At 57.3% G+C, this 18,168-nt stretch carries 20 protein-coding genes; 10 read left to right on the forward strand and 10 right to left on the reverse strand.

Annotation, left to right across the window (positions count from 1 at the left end):
* Window positions 1–22: 22 nt before the first annotated feature.
* Both Q0932_RS02780 and Q0932_RS02785 read right to left on the reverse strand, forming a co-directional pair.
* Window positions 23–727 carry a hypothetical protein gene (locus tag Q0932_RS02780; RefSeq protein ID WP_299349498.1) on the reverse strand — a complete coding sequence of 235 codons (705 nt, stop codon included), beginning with the start codon at window positions 725–727 and terminating at the stop codon, window positions 23–25.
* Window positions 699–989, reverse strand: coding sequence for a hypothetical protein (locus tag Q0932_RS02785; RefSeq protein ID WP_299349499.1), 291 nt, complete (start codon window positions 987–989; stop codon window positions 699–701). The genes Q0932_RS02780 and Q0932_RS02785 overlap by 29 nt, the downstream gene beginning before the upstream one ends.
* A 182-nt stretch (window positions 990–1,171) precedes the next feature.
* Here Q0932_RS02785 and Q0932_RS02790 point away from each other — a divergent pair, with 182 nt between their 5' ends.
* The 4 genes from Q0932_RS02790 (at window position 1,172) to Q0932_RS02805 (ending at window position 5,145) form a co-directional block, all read left to right on the forward strand.
* Window positions 1,172–1,630: a hypothetical protein gene (locus Q0932_RS02790; protein ID WP_299349500.1), complete on the forward strand. Its 459-nt coding sequence runs from the start codon at window positions 1,172–1,174 to the stop codon at window positions 1,628–1,630.
* Window positions 1,631–1,745: 115 nt separating this feature from the next.
* Window positions 1,746–2,363 carry a ribonuclease HII gene (locus Q0932_RS02795; RefSeq protein ID WP_299349502.1) on the forward strand — a complete coding sequence of 206 codons (618 nt, stop codon included), beginning with the start codon at window positions 1,746–1,748 and terminating at the stop codon, window positions 2,361–2,363.
* A 105-nt stretch (window positions 2,364–2,468) separates the two neighbouring features.
* Window positions 2,469–3,584: a site-specific DNA-methyltransferase gene (locus Q0932_RS02800; protein ID WP_299349504.1), complete on the forward strand. Its 1,116-nt coding sequence runs from the start codon at window positions 2,469–2,471 to the stop codon at window positions 3,582–3,584.
* A 157-nt stretch (window positions 3,585–3,741) separates the two neighbouring features.
* Window positions 3,742–5,145: an adenylate/guanylate cyclase domain-containing protein gene (locus tag Q0932_RS02805; RefSeq protein WP_299349505.1), complete on the forward strand. Its 1,404-nt coding sequence runs from the start codon at window positions 3,742–3,744 to the stop codon at window positions 5,143–5,145.
* A 38-nt stretch (window positions 5,146–5,183) separates the two neighbouring features.
* On the opposite strand, the gene Q0932_RS02810 is transcribed toward Q0932_RS02805, so the two are convergent.
* On the reverse strand, window positions 5,184–6,326 hold the full coding sequence (locus Q0932_RS02810; protein WP_299349507.1) for an alkane 1-monooxygenase: 1,143 nt from the start codon (window positions 6,324–6,326) through the stop codon (window positions 5,184–5,186).
* A 64-nt stretch (window positions 6,327–6,390) separates the two neighbouring features.
* Window positions 6,391–7,443 (reverse strand): A/G-specific adenine glycosylase, encoded by a 1,053-nt coding sequence (mutY, locus tag Q0932_RS02815; protein ID WP_299349509.1) that lies wholly within the window; start codon window positions 7,441–7,443, stop codon window positions 6,391–6,393.
* An 87-nt stretch (window positions 7,444–7,530) separates the two neighbouring features.
* On the opposite strand from mutY, the gene Q0932_RS02820 reads away from it, so the two are divergent.
* Complete coding sequence (locus tag Q0932_RS02820; protein WP_299349511.1) at window positions 7,531–8,031, forward strand: DciA family protein; 501 nt, start codon at window positions 7,531–7,533, stop codon at window positions 8,029–8,031.
* Window positions 8,032–8,044: 13 nt separating this feature from the next.
* Window positions 8,045–8,710 (forward strand): DsbA family protein, encoded by a 666-nt coding sequence (locus tag Q0932_RS02825; protein ID WP_299349513.1) that lies wholly within the window; start codon window positions 8,045–8,047, stop codon window positions 8,708–8,710.
* Window positions 8,711–8,746: 36 nt separating this feature from the next.
* On the opposite strand, the gene lpxK is transcribed toward Q0932_RS02825, so the two are convergent.
* From lpxK to Q0932_RS02840, 3 genes are read right to left on the reverse strand one after another with little or no spacing between them, the layout of a single operon-like run.
* The gene (gene lpxK / locus Q0932_RS02830) at window positions 8,747–9,745 is read right to left on the reverse strand and encodes a tetraacyldisaccharide 4'-kinase (RefSeq protein WP_299349515.1); all 999 of its coding nucleotides are present in this window, start codon (window positions 9,743–9,745) and stop codon (window positions 8,747–8,749) included.
* Window positions 9,745–10,962 (reverse strand): glycosyltransferase N-terminal domain-containing protein, encoded by a 1,218-nt coding sequence (locus Q0932_RS02835; protein WP_299349517.1) that lies wholly within the window; start codon window positions 10,960–10,962, stop codon window positions 9,745–9,747. Before Q0932_RS02835 ends, lpxK begins: the two co-directional genes overlap by 1 nt.
* 9 nt (window positions 10,963–10,971) lie before the next feature.
* Window positions 10,972–11,214 (reverse strand): DUF4170 domain-containing protein, encoded by a 243-nt coding sequence (locus Q0932_RS02840; protein WP_299349519.1) that lies wholly within the window; start codon window positions 11,212–11,214, stop codon window positions 10,972–10,974.
* Between the two features lie 149 nt (window positions 11,215–11,363).
* Between Q0932_RS02840 and Q0932_RS02845 the strand changes: the two genes are divergently transcribed.
* Window positions 11,364–12,104: a glutamine amidotransferase gene (locus Q0932_RS02845; RefSeq protein ID WP_299349521.1), complete on the forward strand. Its 741-nt coding sequence runs from the start codon at window positions 11,364–11,366 to the stop codon at window positions 12,102–12,104.
* A 33-nt stretch (window positions 12,105–12,137) separates the two neighbouring features.
* Here Q0932_RS02845 and Q0932_RS02850 read toward each other — a convergent pair whose 3' ends face one another.
* The 3 genes from Q0932_RS02850 to Q0932_RS02860 all read right to left on the reverse strand — a co-directional run bounded on the left by Q0932_RS02850 (window position 12,138) and on the right by Q0932_RS02860 (window position 15,889).
* Window positions 12,138–12,935: a 3'(2'),5'-bisphosphate nucleotidase CysQ gene (locus tag Q0932_RS02850; protein WP_299349523.1), complete on the reverse strand. Its 798-nt coding sequence runs from the start codon at window positions 12,933–12,935 to the stop codon at window positions 12,138–12,140.
* A complete protein-coding gene (locus Q0932_RS02855) occupies window positions 12,922–14,268 on the reverse strand; it encodes a TldD/PmbA family protein (RefSeq protein WP_299349524.1) in 1,347 nt (448 codons plus the stop codon). Before Q0932_RS02855 ends, Q0932_RS02850 begins: the two co-directional genes overlap by 14 nt.
* A 118-nt stretch (window positions 14,269–14,386) precedes the next feature.
* On the reverse strand, window positions 14,387–15,889 hold the full coding sequence (locus Q0932_RS02860; RefSeq protein WP_299349526.1) for a DUF2125 domain-containing protein: 1,503 nt from the start codon (window positions 15,887–15,889) through the stop codon (window positions 14,387–14,389).
* Between the two features lie 134 nt (window positions 15,890–16,023).
* Here Q0932_RS02860 and Q0932_RS02865 point away from each other — a divergent pair, with 134 nt between their 5' ends.
* The 3 genes from Q0932_RS02865 to Q0932_RS02875 are packed head-to-tail and all read left to right on the forward strand — an operon-like array spanning window position 16,024 to window position 18,132.
* Window positions 16,024–16,773 (forward strand): SDR family oxidoreductase, encoded by a 750-nt coding sequence (locus Q0932_RS02865; RefSeq protein ID WP_299349659.1) that lies wholly within the window; start codon window positions 16,024–16,026, stop codon window positions 16,771–16,773.
* Window positions 16,773–17,393: an enoyl-CoA hydratase/isomerase family protein gene (locus Q0932_RS02870; protein ID WP_299349528.1), complete on the forward strand. Its 621-nt coding sequence runs from the start codon at window positions 16,773–16,775 to the stop codon at window positions 17,391–17,393. Before Q0932_RS02865 ends, Q0932_RS02870 begins: the two co-directional genes overlap by 1 nt.
* Window position 17,394: 1 nt before the next feature.
* Complete coding sequence (locus Q0932_RS02875; protein ID WP_299349530.1) at window positions 17,395–18,132, forward strand: VOC family protein; 738 nt, start codon at window positions 17,395–17,397, stop codon at window positions 18,130–18,132.
* Window positions 18,133–18,168 lie beyond the last annotated feature (36 nt).

Below are 18,168 nucleotides of genomic sequence, written 5' to 3' on the forward strand. Positions count from 1 at the left end.
TCCGAGCGCCGAGGTCAGAGCATCAGAGCACGCGGATCACGTCCTTGTCGATAGCCAGCACATAGCCTTTGCGCGCAATGTTCTTGACCAACAACTCACTGACCAGTTGATTGCCCAGAGAGTCACGCAGGCGCTTGATCCGGGTGGCACCGGCTGCTTCTTCGCAATCGGACTCGGACCGCCCTGAGATCATGGCTTCGATCTGCACGCCAGACAGCATGTCATCATCCATGCGGGCTTCTGCCAGAACCGACAATGTTTCCATGGCCGCGTCTGTCAGTTTGAATCCCATGTTGTTGAGGTAGACGGCTTTCTCTTCGCGGCTGATCAGCAGCGAATTCACTTGGATGCCCGACCGTTCGATTGCCGCCATGCGTTTGTTCATGACAATCAGCATCACAAGAAAGACCACTGCCGCAATCAGCATGGCACTGGCGAAAACCAAAAGCACGAAGATCACAAAACGATAGCTGGCCAGTGTATCGGAGAACGCTGTTCCGGACTGCGCGAGGATTTCCAAGAGCTTGACCTCAGCCTGGCCGGTTAAATTGTCGTTTTCCGTGAACAACTGCTCAACACGTGCGCTGAACGCATTGGCATCGGGCAGGGTCAGCAGCAGAACGACGGCGACGGCTGCCAGAATGGCAACAATCGCGGCAATCCCAAAGGTGACAACACGACCACCGTGTCGCCGCGCCTCAATAGCGGAGATAGAATTGTCCGGCACTGGCTTCCTTTCCGGCAAGTTGAGAAGCGTCAAAAACAGATAGGACGTTCAAGAGTTTCCAGCCGTCCTGGGAGATTCGAGCGGTAATCTCGGATTTGGCTGATGACTTTGAGCAGCCCTGATACAGCTCTGCCACACCATAGTGCAGGCGCAGAGGGTTGTCTTTCTTGGCTTTGTAGTCGGCAAAACACTGCTCGGCAGAGGCCGCGCCACCAAAGGCCGCAAGACAGACAACAAGGGTTATCGCGATGACATGTTTCATGGCCCCAGAGTGTGCTGAAAAGGGATGATATTCAATAACAACAACCGGTTCAGGCGCCTGATATTCGATATCAACGTGGCGATATTGCCTGACTTTCGGGTTCGGGGTGAGGGTTGGTCATCAAGTTCGGCGCCCCCGTCGGACGCATCACAGCAAACGCTCTCGTCCCGAAAGGAAATCACATGTCCCGCAAATTTATCGCCACAATCGTTGCAACCGCCATCGCAGTTACCGGCATCGCCTCTGCGCCTGCCCGGGCCGACAGTGATGATATCGCAAAGCTGCTGTTTGGTGCGGCTGCGATTTATGCCATCAGCCGAGCCGTCAAGGATGACAAGTCGCGAGTTAGTACAACCTCACGCGATTACCCGCCTTATGCGCGTCGTCCCGACCTTAAACCACGCCCATTGCCTGATCGTGCACGCCGTTTCGCGCCAATCCCGGCGAATTGCCTCAAGTATCACGAAACAAATCGCGGCACGGTCCGGATGATTGGCCAGCGTTGCGTAAACCGGAACTATCGACACGCGCATCGTCTTCCTGAGGCATGTCACTTCAAAACCAAAACATACAACGGCAAGCGGCAAGGCTATCGCCCCAAGTGCCTGCGCAAACACGGCTTCCGTCTGGCACAGTATTAAACCAGTCGAGCAGTCGGGGGTGTTCGGCATCACCCCCGTCCCCGACCCCGGACAACAACGATTGTCCGGGGTTTTTTCTTGCGCAGGTGACCGCAATCCTGTTGTTGATGAAATCATGACCGGACCTGATTTTTCTTTTGAGGCACATGCCATTTCCCGAGGGGCCGCCCGAGTTGCCGGCGTCGATGAGGTCGGGCGCGGCCCAATCGCTGGCCCCGTTACCGCCGCCGCGGTGGTATTGGACCCTAAGAATATTCCCGAGGGATTGAATGACTCCAAAGCGCTGTCTGCCAAAAAGCGCGATGCACTCTATGACCTGATCTTCGATTTGGCGGATGTGTCGATTGCCCATGCCAGCGTTGAAGAGATCGACGAGATCAACATTCTTCGCGCCAGCCACCTAGCGATGGAACGCGCAGTCGCGGGGTTGTCCAAGGCGTCCGATCATCTTTTGATCGATGGCAACATGATCCCGCGCGGTCTGACGATTTCGAGCGAGGCAATCATCAAAGGCGACGGCAAATCAGTGTCGATTTCGGCGGCCTCAATTGTGGCAAAAGTGTGTCGCGACCGGATCATGTGGGATTTGGCGCAACAGTTCCCCGGCTACGGCTGGGAGACGAACGCCGGATATCCATCAAAAAGCCACAAAGCGGCGCTGCAAAATCTTGGGGTAACCCCACACCATAGACGTTCGTTCAAGCCGGTGCACAATATCTTGTATCAAGACTAAAAACTAACCTGTTGATTCAAAAAAGAAATTGACGGCGAATCACCTTTGACTCATCTTTGTCTCAACCAACGAGCGTAAAAAATGCGCCGGGTAACGAGGCAGAAAATGACGACGAAGACCAAAGCAAAGAGCGCAAAAGCGCTCCCTCTGAACACGATTCTGGAAGGCGACTGCATCGAGATGATGAACAGTCTGCCCGCAAATTCGATCGACCTGATCTTTGCGGACCCTCCCTATAATCTGCAGCTGCGCGGTGACCTGCACCGACCAGACAATTCCAAGGTGGATGCGGTCGATGATGAATGGGATCAGTTCGCCAGCTTCAAGGTGTATGACAAGTTTACCCACGAATGGCTGAAAGCCGCCCGGCGCCTGTTAAAACCCAATGGCGCGATTTGGGTCATCGGTTCGTATCACAACATTTTCCGCATGGGCGCCGAGTTGCAGAACCAAGGCTTCTGGATTTTGAACGATGTGGTTTGGCGCAAGTCGAACCCGATGCCAAACTTCCGTGGCAAGCGCTTTACCAATGCGCATGAGACAATGATCTGGGCCTCGAAAGAAGAAGGTGGCAAGTACACGTTCAACTACGAAGCTCTCAAGGCGCTGAACGAAGGTATCCAGATGCGGTCGGATTGGGTTCTGCCCATCTGCACCGGCCACGAACGCCTGAAAGACGACAACGGTGACAAGGCGCATCCCACCCAGAAACCCGAAAGCCTGCTGCACCGCGTGCTGGTTGGCTCGACCAATCCCGGAGATGTGGTGCTGGATCCGTTTTTTGGCACGGGTACCACGGGTGCGGTTGCCAAAATGCTGGGCCGTGACTTTATCGGGATTGAGCGTGAAGAGGCCTATCGCAAGGTCGCCAAGAAACGCATCAAGAACACTCGCAAATTCGACCGCGAGGCCCTTCAGGTCTCGGTCAGCAAACGCGCGGAACCTCGTGTGCCCTTTGGCCAGCTGGTTGAACGCGGCATGCTGCGCCCCGGAGAAGAGCTGTATTCGATGAACAAACGCCACAAGGCCAAGGTCCGCGCAGACGGCACCCTGATCGGCGATGACATCAAAGGATCGATCCATCAGGTCGGCGCCCACCTCGAGGGCGCGCCCAGCTGCAACGGCTGGACCTATTGGTGCTTCAAACAAGACGGCAAAAAGGTCCCCATCGACGTGCTGCGCCAGCAGATCCGCGCCGAAATGGCTGACCGGCCCAACTAGAAATACCTCAAAACCCAAGAATACCGCCAGGTGCCTGTGGCCTGACTTTCACAGTGCACCACAGACTTGCCCCGCCGTTCTGGCGGGGCTTTTTTGCCTTCAATTTCCACTTTGTGACACTATGTATGGCCCAGCCCATGCTCAGAGGACCCCCACCATGGCCGAGACCTCTATTCTGTCCATATTCAGACGTCGACGTGATGACGACCTTCCGGACAAAGACAGCCCGGAGTACCGCTATACCGAGGCTGTGCTTCAACGGCACAAGCTTGAGGGCCAGGATCTGGCCCTACGCGCGCGCTGGTTCGCGTTGGCAGCGGTTGCGATCCTGATCATGTTTCTCGTGCCCTGGCCGGACGTGCTCTATTACGAAGGCGTTCTGGCTTTGCTGGCGATCAATGGCTGGGTCATGCGCCGCGTGGCCAGCGTGGGCCTGTCCCGCGTGGAACTGGCTCTGATCTTTGTGGACCTGTTGATCATGACCGTGGGCATGGTGGGGCCCAACCCGCTAAGCAATGAGACATGGCCCCATGCCATGCAGTATCGGTTCGACAATTTCTATTACTTCTTCATCATCCTCGCCGGGGGAACGCTTGCCTATTCCTGGCGCACATTGATTGCCATCGGGACCTGGACGTCAGCCATGTGGATTGTCGGGCTGCTCTTGTCGATCTGGTTGGTCGATCCTCTGCCCGGTATCAGCGAAGCCATGGTCGATGCTTACCCGGATCAGCCCGCCATCGCCTATATTCTCGACCCAAACAGCTATCAGATTGACCGCCGGGTTCAGGAGATTGCCCTGTTCCTGATCATCGCGCTGACGCTGGCCGTTTCCATGCGCAGGTTTGACGGGCTTCTGCGCTCAAACGCAGCGCTGGAGCGCGAACGCACCAACCTTTCACGGTACTTTTCGCCCAATGTTGTCGAGGCGTTGTCGACCAATGATGAGCCGCTGAAAAAGATCCGCAACCACAACATTGCCGTGCTGTTTGTCGATATCGTCAGCTTTACCGAGTTCGCCGCTGCCCGCCGTCCGGAAGAGGTGATCGAGACCCTGCGCGAGTTCCACGGTCTAATGGAAACCTCGGTCTTTGCGCACGGAGGAACATTGGACAAATACCTTGGCGATGGTCTCATGGCGACCTTTGGGACACCTGAACCCACCAAACACGACGCCCAGAATGCGCTGGCTTGTGTGCGGGCGATGATGGACACGCTTGATGCGTGGAACAACGACCGTATTGCGCGTGGTCAGCCGCCCTTGCGTGTTGGATTTGGCGCACACTATGGTCCCGCAGTTCTGGCAGACATTGGCGCCAACCGGCTTGAGTTTGCGGTGGTCGGCAACACGGTCAACATCGCCTCGCGGCTCGAAGCATTGACCCGCGGCCTCAATGCCCGACTGGTGATTTCGGACACCATGCGCGACGAGGTGCTCCGCGAAGGCGGTGACAAATGCCTCGACGGTCTGTTGCGGTTCGATGATCAGGACATCCGCGGGGTGGAGGAAAAGCTGACAGTTTGGGCGTTCGAGCGGCCGGAAAGTCAAAACTTGGCGTGATCATCAGGTCGGAAAAATTTGTCCGACTTACCCAGCGGTTATGTCTTTGATCCTGGCTCAGGATTGAGCGCCTTGTTGTAAGCGTGCCAGCGGGTGATCTCGGGGTAGTACATCCCCCGCCATTTGCGGACACGCGGGTTCATGATGCGTTTCCAGACCGGTGGCACCATCGCGGCCATGGTCATGATCGGATAGCCATAAGGCAACTGCGGGGCCTGATCCTCGGTATAGTTCTGCAACAGCGGGAACCGACGGTTTGGCTTGTAATGGTGATCGGAATGGCGCTGCAGGTTGATCAGCAACCAGTTTGAGGCCTTATGCGCCGCGTTCCACGAATGGTGCGGTTTCACGTGCTCGTATTTGCCATCGCCCAGGTGTTTCCGCGTCAGGCCATAGTGTTCGACATAGTTGGTCAGTTCGAGTTGCCAGATCGCGATATAGGCTTGCCAGATAAACAGGAACAGCCCAGCCCAGCCACCGATGATAAACGCCAAGAGCAGCATGCCACCTTGCATGGCCCAGTACCGCCAGAAGGGGTTTGAAAGATCGGTCCAAGGTAGCCCCTTTTTGGCAAGACGGCCTTTTTCTGCCCGGAAAGCCGAGCGGAGCGAGCCAATCAGAACCCGTGGGAAAAAGCGATGAAAGCCTTCGTTATAGCGTGCTGTGACCGGATCACGTGGTGTGCCCACATGGGGATGGTGTACATGCAAATGTTCGGTTCGGAAATGTGAGTACAGCACCATCGACAACAGAATGTCGCTCAGCCAGCGCTCGGTTTTGTTGGATTGGTGCATCAACTCGTGTGAATAGACAATGCCAACCGTTCCCGTGACAACGCCGACACCAAAGAACAACCCGATCTTGGCCGCGACAGACAAATGATCGGTATGCGTTGCATAATAGATCATGCCAAACAGCGTGATGAATTGCACCAGCGGCCAGATCATCGTCACAAACCGGTACCAATATAGGTCTTCGTCCGTCGTGTCCGGGTCTGCGTTCTCAAGGTTCAATTCCAAAACCCCGTCGAGGATCGAGAACAGGTACCACGTCGAAGCAGGGACAAGCAGCACCCACCAACCGCCCAGACCCGCAACTATCCAGATCAGCGGGATAAGCAGAAGCGTCATCCAGAACGGCAAAGCGCTCTGCAGCTTGGCGACTTGAGACGACGGAATCATGTGAACCTCCTACGGACGTGCGCGGCCTTATCTTGAGTCGTCATCACTCTTGGTGCAATGCGGTTTATGATCCCTGACCAAGATCAAGTGCTTTGCGCATAACTGTGGGCAAATCATTGCTGGAAAACGCATCGCTGTTGACGAACTCTCCGCGGGCTGGCGCGCGATCCATCGGAACCAGAGCCGTTTTCACCGTGAGCCGAAGGTGAAAATGCGTGAAAGTGTGCCGCGCCTCGGTGTTTAAGGTTTTCCATTCTGCGCGAATTGGCGTGTCGTGCGGTGGGGTTTCGACTTCGATCCAGTCGGACCCTGGCCATCCCAGCATTCCACCCAAAAGCCCTTTGTCGGGGCGGCGTTCCAAGAGGTAGGCTCCGTCGACACGCCGGGCAATGTAGGCGGTGCCAAACCGCACGGGCTTGGGTTTCTTTCTGATCTTCTTGGGCAATTCTGCGGCCGTGCCGTTTTGGCGGGCCAGACAGGGTGTGCGCCAGGGGCATATCCCGCAGGCGGGGTTCCGAGGGGTGCAAATCGTGGCACCCAGGTCCATGACGGCCTGCGCGTAGTCGCCGGGCCGGGTTTGCGGTGTCTGCTCAAGGGCAAGAGCCGTCAGCTCTGGTTTGGCAGCGGGCAGGGGGGTGTGCACGTCAAACAGGCGCGACATCACGCGTTCCACGTTGCCGTCCACAACGACAGCGGGCTTGTCAAAGGCAATTGCGGCGATCGCGCCGGCTGTATAGGGGCCAATGCCGGGCAGCTTACGCAATTCCTCAACCGTGTCGGGAAACGCGCCATCCAGTTCTGTGTGAACCACACGTGCGCATTTCAGTAAATTGCGTGCACGCGCATAATACCCAAGCCCTGCCCATTCCCCCATGACTCGCGCGTCTTCTGCATCGGCCAACGCATCAATTGTCGGCCAAAGCGCCGTGAAACGCTCAAAGTACTCTTTGACCGCTGCAACCGTGGTCTGTTGCAGCATGATTTCGGACAGCCAGATGCGATAGGGGTCTGGTTCTGCGCCTGCTTGCCGTGCATGCGGTGAAATCCGCCAGGGCAAATCCCGCGCATGCCGGTCATACCAGTCGAGCAAATCGTTTGGAGTGGCCTTATCACGCAAGTTTTATACCCTCTTCGGTTCGGTTTCGCTGGCGCCGCGCATCTGGCACACTAAGATAGCGCTCGAACCAAGGATGCAAGTCACCAGATGCGTCGATCCACAACCAAAGGCTTTGCCCGCACCTCCAGCCTCTTGCGTGAGAATATCCGCAAGGCCGGTGAAAGCCGTGGATTCGCCCAATCGCGGGTTTTGACGCATTGGGCCGAAATCGTCGGCGATGAGATGGCGCGCATCTGCCAACCGGTAGATGTCAGCTATGGGCGTCAGGGTTTGGGCGCAACACTGACCGTTCTGACAACCGGGGCGCAGGCGCCGATGCTTGAGATGCAAAAAGAAAAGCTTAGGGCGCGGGTCAACGCGGTCTATGGCTATAACGCAATTGCCCGGTTGCGCATCACCCAAACCGCGGCGACAGGATTTGCCGAAGGTCAGGCGATTTTTGGTCACAAGCCAAAGACGCGGGACACGGCGTCTTCCCCAGAGATAAAAGCCGAGGCTGCGCGTGTTGCGCAATCGGCCCACGACCCCGAATTGCGACAGGCGCTTGAACGTCTGGCAGCAAATGTTTTGAACAAGACGACCCGTTAAGAAAGGTTTCCGAATGAACCGACTGATCCCAATCATTGTCGTCGCACTGGCCATCGTGGCCGGCGGCGCTTGGTATCTCACTCAAAGTGGCGAAGAGGTAGCGACCGCCACGCAATCTCAATCTGACCAACCTGAAATGGCCGCTGATGCGTCGGGTGTGGTCGAAATGGTTCTTGGCTCACCAGATGCTCCGATTGAGCTGATTGAATATGCGTCGTTTACGTGCCCGCACTGCGCCAACTTCCACGAGGCCGTGCTGAAGCCGCTGAAGTCCGACTATGTGGACACCGGCAAAGTCAAAGTTGTTTTCCGTGATGTGTATTTCCGTCGTACCGGTCTTTGGGCGGCAATGGTTGCGCGCTGTGGCGGCCCGGAAAAATTCTGGGGCATGGCTGATCTTCTGATGAAAGGCCAGCAGCAATGGGCCGGGTCTGGTGATCCTGCGATCATCATGGGTGAATTGCGCAAAGTGGGCCGTCTGGCTGGATTGACAGATGAGCAGCTTCAGGTCTGCACAACAGATACAGACAAAGCCACAGCGCTGACAGAATGGTCTGAAAAGAACATGAACATGCACGAAATTACCGGGACCCCGTCCCTGATTATCGATGGCGAAAAGCATCCCAACATGAGCTACGCGGACTTGAAAAAAGTCCTCGACGCAAAACTCGGCGGCTAATCCCGCCTTTTCGTAGGTCGGGCAATCTTGTCCGACCTACCACTTGCCCAGAACGGGCCTCAAAACGTCGTCAACTGTGACCCAGTTTTCAATCTCCAGCCGTACCGGCAAGGTAAGTACTTTGTGACGGAACTCGGTTGGCAGACGCACCTGATCCTTTTCTGTCGTCACCAATTGTGCGCCCAGTTTCGTCGCTTCACGCTCAAGCCGGGTCAACAGCGCAGGCGTCAGGGGTTGATGATCCTCTAGTGCTTCTGTGTGCAGCAGTGTTGCCCCCAACGCTCTGAGCGTTGCGAAAAACTTTTCCGGATATCCGATACCGGCAAATGCCAGATACGGAGTGTCTGACCAATCCATACCCATTTCGAGCGGCTTTAGCGCGCCGCGTGCATGCGGAAGGCGCACTTTGTTTTGCCACCGGCTATCAAAGGTGCGCTGCGCTTTTTCGGGACCAATCGAAATTAATAGATCGGCGCGGCTTAATCCGACAGAGACGGGTTCTCGCAGCGGTCCGGCAGGGATGCAGCGTCCGTTGCCGAACCCCCTATGGGCATCCACGACCACAATTGAGATATCTTTGTAGAGGGACGGATTTTGAAATCCATCATCCATCAGGATGACATCTGCGCCGGCGGCTTCGGCGGTCTTTGCACCCTCTGCACGATCTTTGGCGACCCATGTCGGGGCAAAGGCCGCCAGCAACAAAGGCTCGTCACCGGTTTCTGAGGCGAGATGCTTGCGTTCGTCCACCTGCACCGGGCCGTCAAGGGACCCGCCATAGCCGCGCGTGACGATATGTGGAACCATACCTTTGGTTTGTAAGTGTTGCGCAAGTGCGATGGTGGTCGGGGTCTTGCCAGTGCCGCCTGCGTTGATGTTTCCGATGCAAATCACCGGGATGCTGGCCTTGTATCCGGCAGGTTTTTTCAAGCGCTGCGCCGTTATGTGGCCATAGAGCGTCCCCAATGGCGCCAAAACGCGCGCGCGCAATCCCGGGCGGTCAGATGGCAGATCCCAAAAATCTGGTGCGCGCATCAGCTTGCCCCCCGCTCATCCAGCGCATCTTGTGCCAACGCGATTATCTGATCCGACACTTCGGCACCCTCTGACACAATTTCCCAGCCGGCATGCGCCATTGCAGCGGCTTGATCCGGCGCCGTCACAAGCCCAAGCGCTGTGGCCAGACTGTCGGCATCCTTGACGATACGAGCCGCCCCGGCGCTTGCCAATCGTGAATAGCTGTCAAGATAATCCCGGACACCCGGCCCATAGAGAACGGCCGACCCCAAGGCTGCAGCCTCGAGGGGATTGCGCCCGCCCTGCCCCGGCACCAGAGAGCTGCCCATCAGCGTCACCGGTGCCACGCGGTACCAAAGCCCCAGTTCCCGGCGATCTTCGCTTATCAAAACTTGGGTGTTTGGGTCCGGCAACTCACCGTCGTCCCATGAGGCAACGTTCCATCGATCCTCTTGGCAGAGCTTGTGAATGGCTTGGGCTTGCGTTGGATCATCCGGCACGATCACCAGCAAGGTTCGATGCGCCAGTCGCAACACGGTACGATGCGCCATCAGAATTGGACGCATCTCATCTAGGTGGATTTGAGAGGCCAGCCAGACCGGACGACCGCCAAGCGCCTCTCCCAGACCTTCCAAGTCCGTTTCGTTGCATGGCAGCGCCGGGCTGTCTTCCAACAGGGGGCCGCTCTTGTGCATCAGATCAGATATAGGCGCCAGTCTTGTCAGGCGGTTCGCGGCCTCAGTCGAGTGGCTGAGGATCGCGTTAAACAACGGCAATGTGCCGGTAATGGGCTCTGGCATCAGACGCCATTTTTTGTGGGCGAGTGCGGGCTCATCAGCGTCCAGCAACATCTGTGGAATCCCGCGTAAGTTTGTCGCTTCGATCAGGGCGGGCCGCAGCCACGGCCCCAACCACAGGCAAGCGTCTGGCCGCCAGTGATACAGAAATGCCTGTATGTCGGCAGGGTTTTCTGACGGGCACTCGGCCAAAACAACACCCGCGGGCAGATCTCGGGCGATCGGGTGGCCGGGTGGCGTGGTCAGGATCAACCCCGTTTGCCCACGTTGGGCCGCCAACCGCAATCCAGCTTGCGCCAAAACATGGGCGCGCGCCGGGTCAGCGCAGTGTAACCACACCAGTTGTCCCTGCGGGCGCGCGTCTTGAATGGGAGCCAGTACAGGCGCCTGTCTGCGCGCAAACGCAAGATAGGCTGACAGTCCAAGTGAACGCGCCACGAGCGGAGATTACCCCAGCTCTTCCGTCGAAGAGGCGGCTGTCTCTTCATCACGCAAGCGGTGAATATGGGCAATGAAATAGCGCATATGGGCATTATCAACCGTGCGCTGGGCATTTTCTTTCCAGGCGTCATAGGCGCTCTGATAGTCAGGGAACATGCCGACAATGTGGATGTCTTCGACATCTTTGAAAGCATTCTTGCTGGGATCGACGAGTTCGCCACCAAAGACGAGGTGCAGACGTTGGGCCATGTGGGGTCCTCCAATTCGTTGGGCCGAACTTATGCCGATGCTGCACTGCGAACAAGGGCGTCTCCTGTGGCAATTTCCACAGGGGTGGTGCTTGACCTGACGCCTTTGATACGGCAGTGCAAAGACGCCTCAAGTTGATGGAAACGCCCATGAAACCATTTCTGATCCTGCAACTGCGCCCCGAGACCGAAGCCTCGGACGACGAGTATGCCGCGATCCTGCGTAAAAGCGGGCTGACCGACGGCGACACCCTGCGCATTCGTTTGGATCAAACCAGCCTGCCGGACGACCTGAGCCTGGATGACTTTTCCGGCGTGATCGTCGGTGGCGGTCCCGGGTGTGTCAGTGACCCGGCGGATAAGAAAACCCCGGTTGAGGCGCAGATCGAAGATGCCGTCATGGGCCTCATGCCCGAAATCACTGCGCGCGATTTTCCGTTTCTCGGCTGCTGTTATGGCATCGGCATCTTGGGCCATCACCTGGGCAAAGTGATCTCAAAAGAGAACTACTCAGAAGAAGTCGGCACCTCGGATTGCAGCCTGACCGAGGCTGGGCGTGCCGATCCGCTCTGTGCCGACTTGCCGGAAAACTTCTTTGCTTTCGTCGGGCACAAGGAAGCGATGCAGCGGCTGCCCGAAGGCTGCACCCACCTGATTTCATCCCCGACCTGCCCTTATCAGATGATCCGCTATGGCGAGAACGTCTATGCCACGCAGTTTCATCCCGAAGCTGACAGCGATGGGTTCGAAGTGCGCATCAACATTTACAAGCACCGTGGTTACTTCCCACCCGAGGACGCAGAAAAGCTGATCGACATGTGCCGCGCGGCCCATGTTCACGCGCCCGAAGCTGTGTTGAAGAACTTTGTTGATCGCTACCGGACGTCGTAAGTCGGACAAATTTTTCCGACTTTCCTGCTTGGTTCAAAATCTCGGCGCAGTGCCTTTTGATCGCAGTTCCTGAGTCAGGTTTTGGTGCATTCGTTTGCCTGCTGCCACCATGCCCTGCAAGCGTGGGTCCGGGTTATTGAACCGCAGGTCATGCCCATATCGGTCCGACGTCACGGCCCCGGCCTCGCGCAGGATCAGGTCTCCGGCGGCAACGTCCCATTCCCATGTGGGCCTGAGCGTCAGCATGGCGTCATACCGTCCTTCTGCCACCAGCGCCGTGCGATAGGCCAACGACGGGCGATGGCTGCGTTTCACGTCTGGGACCGATCCTTCCCAGTGGCGCCGATCCAACACCGGGCGCGCCGCCAGCACATGTGCTCCCGTCAGGCCGGCTCGACTGGTCGGCGTGATCGCCACATCGTTCAGAAATGCGCCTTTGCCGCGATGCGCGTGATAAAGCTTGTCGCGCAAGGGCAGGTAGACGACAGCCGCCGTTACGACGCCATTCTCAGCAATCGCCAAGGAGTGCGCCCATGTGCGTGAACCTTCGATGAAGCTGCGCGTGCCATCGATCGGATCGACGATAAAGACCTTTTCGGCGTGCTGACGCGCTGCGTTATCCGTGGATTCTTCACTCAGCCAACCATAATCCGGGCGGGCTTTACGCAACTCGACCTCGAGCATGTCGTTGACCGCAATATCAGCTTCGGTCACCGGGCCAGCGCCGCCGGGTTTGTCCCAACTTTGGGCCGATTGCCCGGAGTACCGACTGGCAATACGTCCGGCCTCGCGGGCCGCATCGATCAGAAGCGCAAGATCAGTTTCCGGCAAGGGTCAGGCCTTCGACCAGCACCGAAGGCACCACCCGTGACAGGTAATCGCGCGCATCATTTGCGGGTGTGATCGTTTTCAGCATTTCCAGCAGATTGCCTGCAATCGTGCATTCGTTGACCGCATGGGTGATCTCGCCGTTCTCCACCCAAAAACCCGCCGCACCACGCGAATAGTCGCCGGTGTTTGGGTTGATGGTTGAGCCGATCAACGATGTGATCAAAAGCCCGGTCCCCATGTCGGCAATCAAGTCTCCACGGCTCTTTGAGCCTTGCGTGAGCGCGATATTCCAAGAGGCGGGAGACGGGGGTGAAGACACACCACGCGCCGCGTTTCCGGTGGAGTCCAATTCCAGTTTGCGCCCGTTCACCAGATCGAGGGTCCACCCGGTGAGCGTGCCGTCTTTGACGATCTCCCGACGCCGTGTTGCCAGACCCTCGGCGTCAAACGGACGTGACCCACTGATCCGGGGGCGGAAGGGGTCTTCGATGATCGACAGTTCTTTGGGCAGGACATCCCTGCCCAGATGATCGCGCAACCAGCTTGACCCACGTGCAATCATGGCGCCATTGGCTGCCGCCAAAAGATGTCCAACAAGCGACGAAGAGATTCGTTCGTCAAAGAGAACCGGGTAGGCGCCGGTTGGCGGTTGTCTGGCGTCCAACCGTTCAACAGCGCGTTCGCCAGCGATCCTGCCCACATCCTGGGGGCTGCGCATATCGGCTTGGAATGTGCGCCCATCGCCATCAAAATCGCGCTCCATCTGGTCGCCTTCACCAGCAATGGCCACGCAGGATACAGCGCGGCTTGTCCTGCCATATCCGCCAGAGAATCCATTGGACGCAGCCAGGTGAACGACTGAATTGCTGTATCCGGCGGTGGCGGACTGTACTTGCGACACGCCTTGGACCGCCTGCGCAGCCGCCTCGGCCTCGCAGGCATCCCGTTGCAAATCCGCCGGTGCGGGCTCTGCGGTCGGGTCCGACAGTTCAAAAGCGCCGACGTCCCATTCCGTGACAAGCTGATCGGAATTGGCAAGACCGATATAGGGATCTTCCGGGGCTTCCCGCGCCATAGCTACCGCGCGTTCGGCCATTGTGGTCAACGTGTCTGCGCTGGTGTCAGACACCGAAACATTGGCCTGCCGCTGACCAACAAAGACGCGCAACCCAAGGTCTACACCCTCGGAACGTTCTGCCTGTTCCAAAACACCGCCGCGCACGTCAATTGACACCGAAGTCCCTTGAACGGCCATTGCATCGGCAGCATCAGCGCCTGCGGTTTTCGCGGCTTCCAACATGGATTGTGTCAGCTTTTCAAGATCGATACTCATACGCCCCCCGTTTCCTTACACATGAGGTAGACCGCTACTCCTAAACGTGCAAGGGCGACCCAAAAAACAAGGTCGCGCAAGACGGGCTTGCGCGACCGAAACCAAACGTTGTCAGTGCCTACTGAATACGTTGTCCGTTGGCGAGAACATGTCCCGCCTCGTTGATCTCGATGGTTGAGGACATTTCGTCTTCGGACTCTCCTGGAACCGTAAACATCGCCATCATCATCCGAGCGCCCGTAACCTGTTCTTTAGGCAGCAGGCCCATATCGACCAGCGTATCCAGCAATCCGTTGATGCCTTTGCCTTTAAGGTTCAGCGCGCCGGTTGGCCGGGGGAACCCGTCAAAGGTTTCCATGTCCGTATTGTCAAAGGTGAACGCTCCGTCGCCGCTGATATTGGCCCCAACGACATCAATCAGTATCTCATTGATGTTCAGAGCGTTCAGCTCGCCGGGCACCTCCTCAAACTCTTCAACATCTTCCTCGATCAGGTCTTGGAATAGAGTTGCGGCTCCGGTCATCGACAGCGCAATCGTTGCGGGATCGCGTGGCAGCATGCCGGCAGGATCGAAAACTCCCCAGAGCATGTCCGACACCTCGAGCCCTCCCAGTTTGAAGTTTGCATCGAAAGCCTGAGGTGTGTCACCCTTGAGCAAGGGCATCAGAAAACCATACGAAAACTCTTCCATGCTCAGCACAACGGGCAACGGAAGTTCTGGTCCGACCATGTTCAAATCAAGGTTCTGAACACCGCCGTCATATTCAAACAGCCCCGCGCCAAATCGCACCAGCAAAGAGCTTGCACCAGTGCTCAGGTTCACATTTGTCGGTCCGGCCTCTTCCTGGGCAACGATTGCCACTTTGCTGCTTTGGCTGCTGAATGTGCCGTTCATATCAAAGCCAGCGCGCATCATGGCAGCCGGATCATTCGGATCAGCATCTGAAGGCATCACGCCCGACCCTTCAAGAGCAATGCCCGCGACATCCATCGTTATGTCAAAAGAGCCGTCCTGTTCATCCTGGCCATTGGCCAAAAGCTGGATGCTTTCGACAGTCATGGATTGAACCGAGGTGATATCGCTGCCGGTTGCGATGGACGATTGGCCTGCGAGCGTCGACGCAATCACATCAACGTCAAAGTCTTCGACGGGCTCGCCGTCAACAATCAGCGAGTCAATCCCGATTTCCATTCCGGCTGCCGCGTAAGAGTAGGTGACATTGTCGGGATCGCCCGAGGCGACCATATCGACGTCATCCCATTTGATCAGGACGACAATATCGCTATCGGTTCCCTCTTCGATCACATTCATGTGCAATTCTTGTGTCTCGGACAGGATGATGCGCACCGTGCCATCGCCCTGATCCTCGAACGCCAATTCGCCCATCTCAAAACGAATGTCGCCGTCTTCAGGCGGCAATTCGAACTGCATGATCAGATCGCTGACCGTCAGATCACCACCCGAGGCCACTTCGTCGCCGCTCACCGTGTAGCCAGAGCTGGTCATCATGTCTTTCCAGGCAGTCCAGACATCCTGGCTGCTGACATCTGCAAATCCTGTGCCTGCGGAAAGCATCACGCTCAAGGCGCCCAGGCTGGTGAAATTCTTCCAATGTGTCATATGCCATTTCCTCTTAAATTCTGTCCCAGCTTCGGACTCCTAAAGGGTGGGGTCAAGGGCCAATGGCTGGACCATTCATGGCCTGCGGTTTAGGTCTTGGCCAAAGTAGGTTTATGCGAGGAGACGCAATGATGATCGACATGACCGGTAAGACCGCTCTGATTACAGGGGCAAGCCGTGGAATTGGCGAAAGCGCTGCGCGTGTTTTTGCCGAAGCAGGGGCCAATGTTGTTCTGGTTGCCCGTAGCTCGGATGACATTGAACGCATTGCATCTGAGATCGGCGATCAGGCCATCGCCTGTACCTGCGACATTTCAAGTTATGAGTCGGTCCAGTCGGCCGTAACTAAAACCGTCGAGACCTTTGGGTGTCTGGATGTCCTGATCAACAACGCTGGCGGGCTCGAGCCGATCTCGCATTTGGCCACGTCGGATCCGGAAGGCTGGGGTAAGATCATCGATATCAACCTCAAGGGTGTTTACTATGGTATGCGAGCCGTGATGCCCATTATGCAGGCCGCGGGCGGCGGCAGTATCCTGACAATTTCATCGGGTGCCGCGCATGGACCCGTTGAGGCCTGGAGCCATTATTGCGCTTCCAAGGCTGGGGTGAACATGCTCACACGCTGTGTGGATAAGGAAGAGCGCGCCAACGGCATCCGCGCCATCGGCCTGTCACCGGGAACGGTGGCGACCCAGATGCAGCGCGACATCAAGGAGTCGGGCATCAATCCGGTGTCGCAACTTGAGTGGTCCGACCACATTCCACCCGAGTGGGTTGCCCAGTGTCTGCTGTGGATGTGTGGCCCCGAGGCCGATGACTGGATTGGCGATGAAATCTCGCTGCGTGACGAAGACATTCGCCGAAAGGTTGGCCTGATCTGATGATCGAACTGCAAAAAGAAGCATCCGGGCTTTGGGTCGTCACGATCAATCGCACGGACAAAGCGAACTCTCTGACCCATGCCATGCTGTCAGAGTTGGCGGACATCGCCGCCGACGCAAAAGATGCCCGTGCTCTGATTCTGACGGGCGCCGGTAAGGTCTTTTCCGCAGGTGCCGATCTGGACGAGGCCCGCGCTGGACTGGCCACATCGGATGTATGGGAGAGGCTTTCCGGCAATATCGCGGCACTGCCTGGGCTGTCCATCGCGGCGCTCAACGGCACGCTGGCAGGTGGTGCGATGGGCATGGCGTTGGCCTGTGATCTCAGGATTTCGGTGCCAACGGCCAAGTTCTTTTACCCAGTGATGAAGCTTGGTTTTCTGCCACAGCCATCTGATCCGCATCGCATGGCGGCCCTGATTGGTCCCAGCCGCGCCAAGTTGATCCTGATGGGCGGTCAAAAAATCCTTGCAGATGAAGCGCTGCAATTTGGTCTTGTCGATCGTCTGGTCGACCCCGACACGTTGATCGACACCGCCCGTGCCATCGCCGCCGACACATTGGCCGCCAAACCCGAGATTGCACGTGGCATTAAGGCGCTTTGTCAGGACCGTCCCTAAGATGCGCCTGTCCGGACTGCATTTGCGCGTAAGCAACCCCAAGGCGCTGGCGGAGTTTTATGTCAGCCATATGGGCATGCAGTTGCAGACTAACGGAGATGCCTTACGTCTTGGTTATCCGGGGCAGGACGCTGATCTGGTTCTTTGGGACGGTGGCGAGGCCTATGAGCACCAAAGCTCGGATATCTATTGGAAAATCGGCATCACACTGCCCAATGTCGATGTTGCTTACACGCAGTTGCGGGCGGCGGGTGTCGACGTGTCAGAGCCCAAGCAGTTTCTCGACATCGGCTACATGTGTCACCTGGCGGACCCCGAGGGCTTTGTGATCGAATTGCTGCAACAGGATTTTGAAGGCAACCGCCCTGACGGGGTGGGGGATGCTGGCTTGCCTCTCGGAGGCGGTGCCCGGATCGGGCAGATCACCCTGCGCAGTGGGGACATCGCCGCTGATGTGACGCCTTACCTTGATCTGGGAATGCGCTGCTTGTCGATCCAGACAATTCCCGACCGCTTCGATCTGCACTTTCTGGCGTTCACGGTAGAGGCCACGCCGCATCCCGACCTGTACTACGTCGGCAACCGCGAATGGCTTTGGAAACGTCCCTATACGACTCTCGAATTTCAACATGTAGCAGGCGGTAGGTTTGCCACGACCCGGGCACTGGCTGGTCTGGAAATCGAAGGGCTGGAAAATCCGGCGCGGGACTGTCTCGGTACGGCACTGATCCCAGCCTGAAAACCGGCGTTATCGGGCCAATTTGCTAACCCATTT

This window comes from uncultured Shimia sp. (assembly GCF_947498095.1).
Taxonomy (GTDB): Bacteria; Pseudomonadota; Alphaproteobacteria; order Rhodobacterales; family Rhodobacteraceae; genus Shimia.

Bases quoted from the DNA above. Each gene is read 5' to 3' on its own strand.
- Q0932_RS02785 (WP_299349499.1), bottom strand. From the start codon at position 989: ATGAAACATGTCATCGCGATAACCCTTGTTGTCTGTCTTGCGGCCTTT.
- Q0932_RS02790 (WP_299349500.1), top strand. From the start codon at position 1,172: ATGTCCCGCAAATTTATCGCCACAATCGTTGCAACCGCCATCGCAGTT.
- Q0932_RS02795 (WP_299349502.1), top strand. From the start codon at position 1,746: ATGACCGGACCTGATTTTTCTTTTGAGGCACATGCCATTTCCCGAGGG.
- Q0932_RS02800 (WP_299349504.1), top strand. From the start codon at position 2,469: ATGACGACGAAGACCAAAGCAAAGAGCGCAAAAGCGCTCCCTCTGAAC.
- Q0932_RS02805 (WP_299349505.1), top strand. From the start codon at position 3,742: ATGGCCGAGACCTCTATTCTGTCCATATTCAGACGTCGACGTGATGAC.
- Q0932_RS02810 (WP_299349507.1), bottom strand. From the start codon at position 6,326: ATGATTCCGTCGTCTCAAGTCGCCAAGCTGCAGAGCGCTTTGCCGTTC.
- Q0932_RS02820 (WP_299349511.1), top strand. From the start codon at position 7,531: ATGCGTCGATCCACAACCAAAGGCTTTGCCCGCACCTCCAGCCTCTTG.
- Q0932_RS02825 (WP_299349513.1), top strand. From the start codon at position 8,045: ATGAACCGACTGATCCCAATCATTGTCGTCGCACTGGCCATCGTGGCC.
- lpxK (WP_299349515.1), bottom strand. From the start codon at position 9,745: ATGCGCGCACCAGATTTTTGGGATCTGCCATCTGACCGCCCGGGATTG.
- Q0932_RS02840 (WP_299349519.1), bottom strand. From the start codon at position 11,214: ATGGCCCAACGTCTGCACCTCGTCTTTGGTGGCGAACTCGTCGATCCC.
- Q0932_RS02845 (WP_299349521.1), top strand. From the start codon at position 11,364: ATGAAACCATTTCTGATCCTGCAACTGCGCCCCGAGACCGAAGCCTCG.
- Q0932_RS02855 (WP_299349524.1), bottom strand. From the start codon at position 14,268: ATGAGTATCGATCTTGAAAAGCTGACACAATCCATGTTGGAAGCCGCG.
- Q0932_RS02860 (WP_299349526.1), bottom strand. From the start codon at position 15,889: ATGACACATTGGAAGAATTTCACCAGCCTGGGCGCCTTGAGCGTGATG.
- Q0932_RS02870 (WP_299349528.1), top strand. From the start codon at position 16,773: ATGATCGAACTGCAAAAAGAAGCATCCGGGCTTTGGGTCGTCACGATC.
- Q0932_RS02875 (WP_299349530.1), top strand. From the start codon at position 17,395: ATGCGCCTGTCCGGACTGCATTTGCGCGTAAGCAACCCCAAGGCGCTG.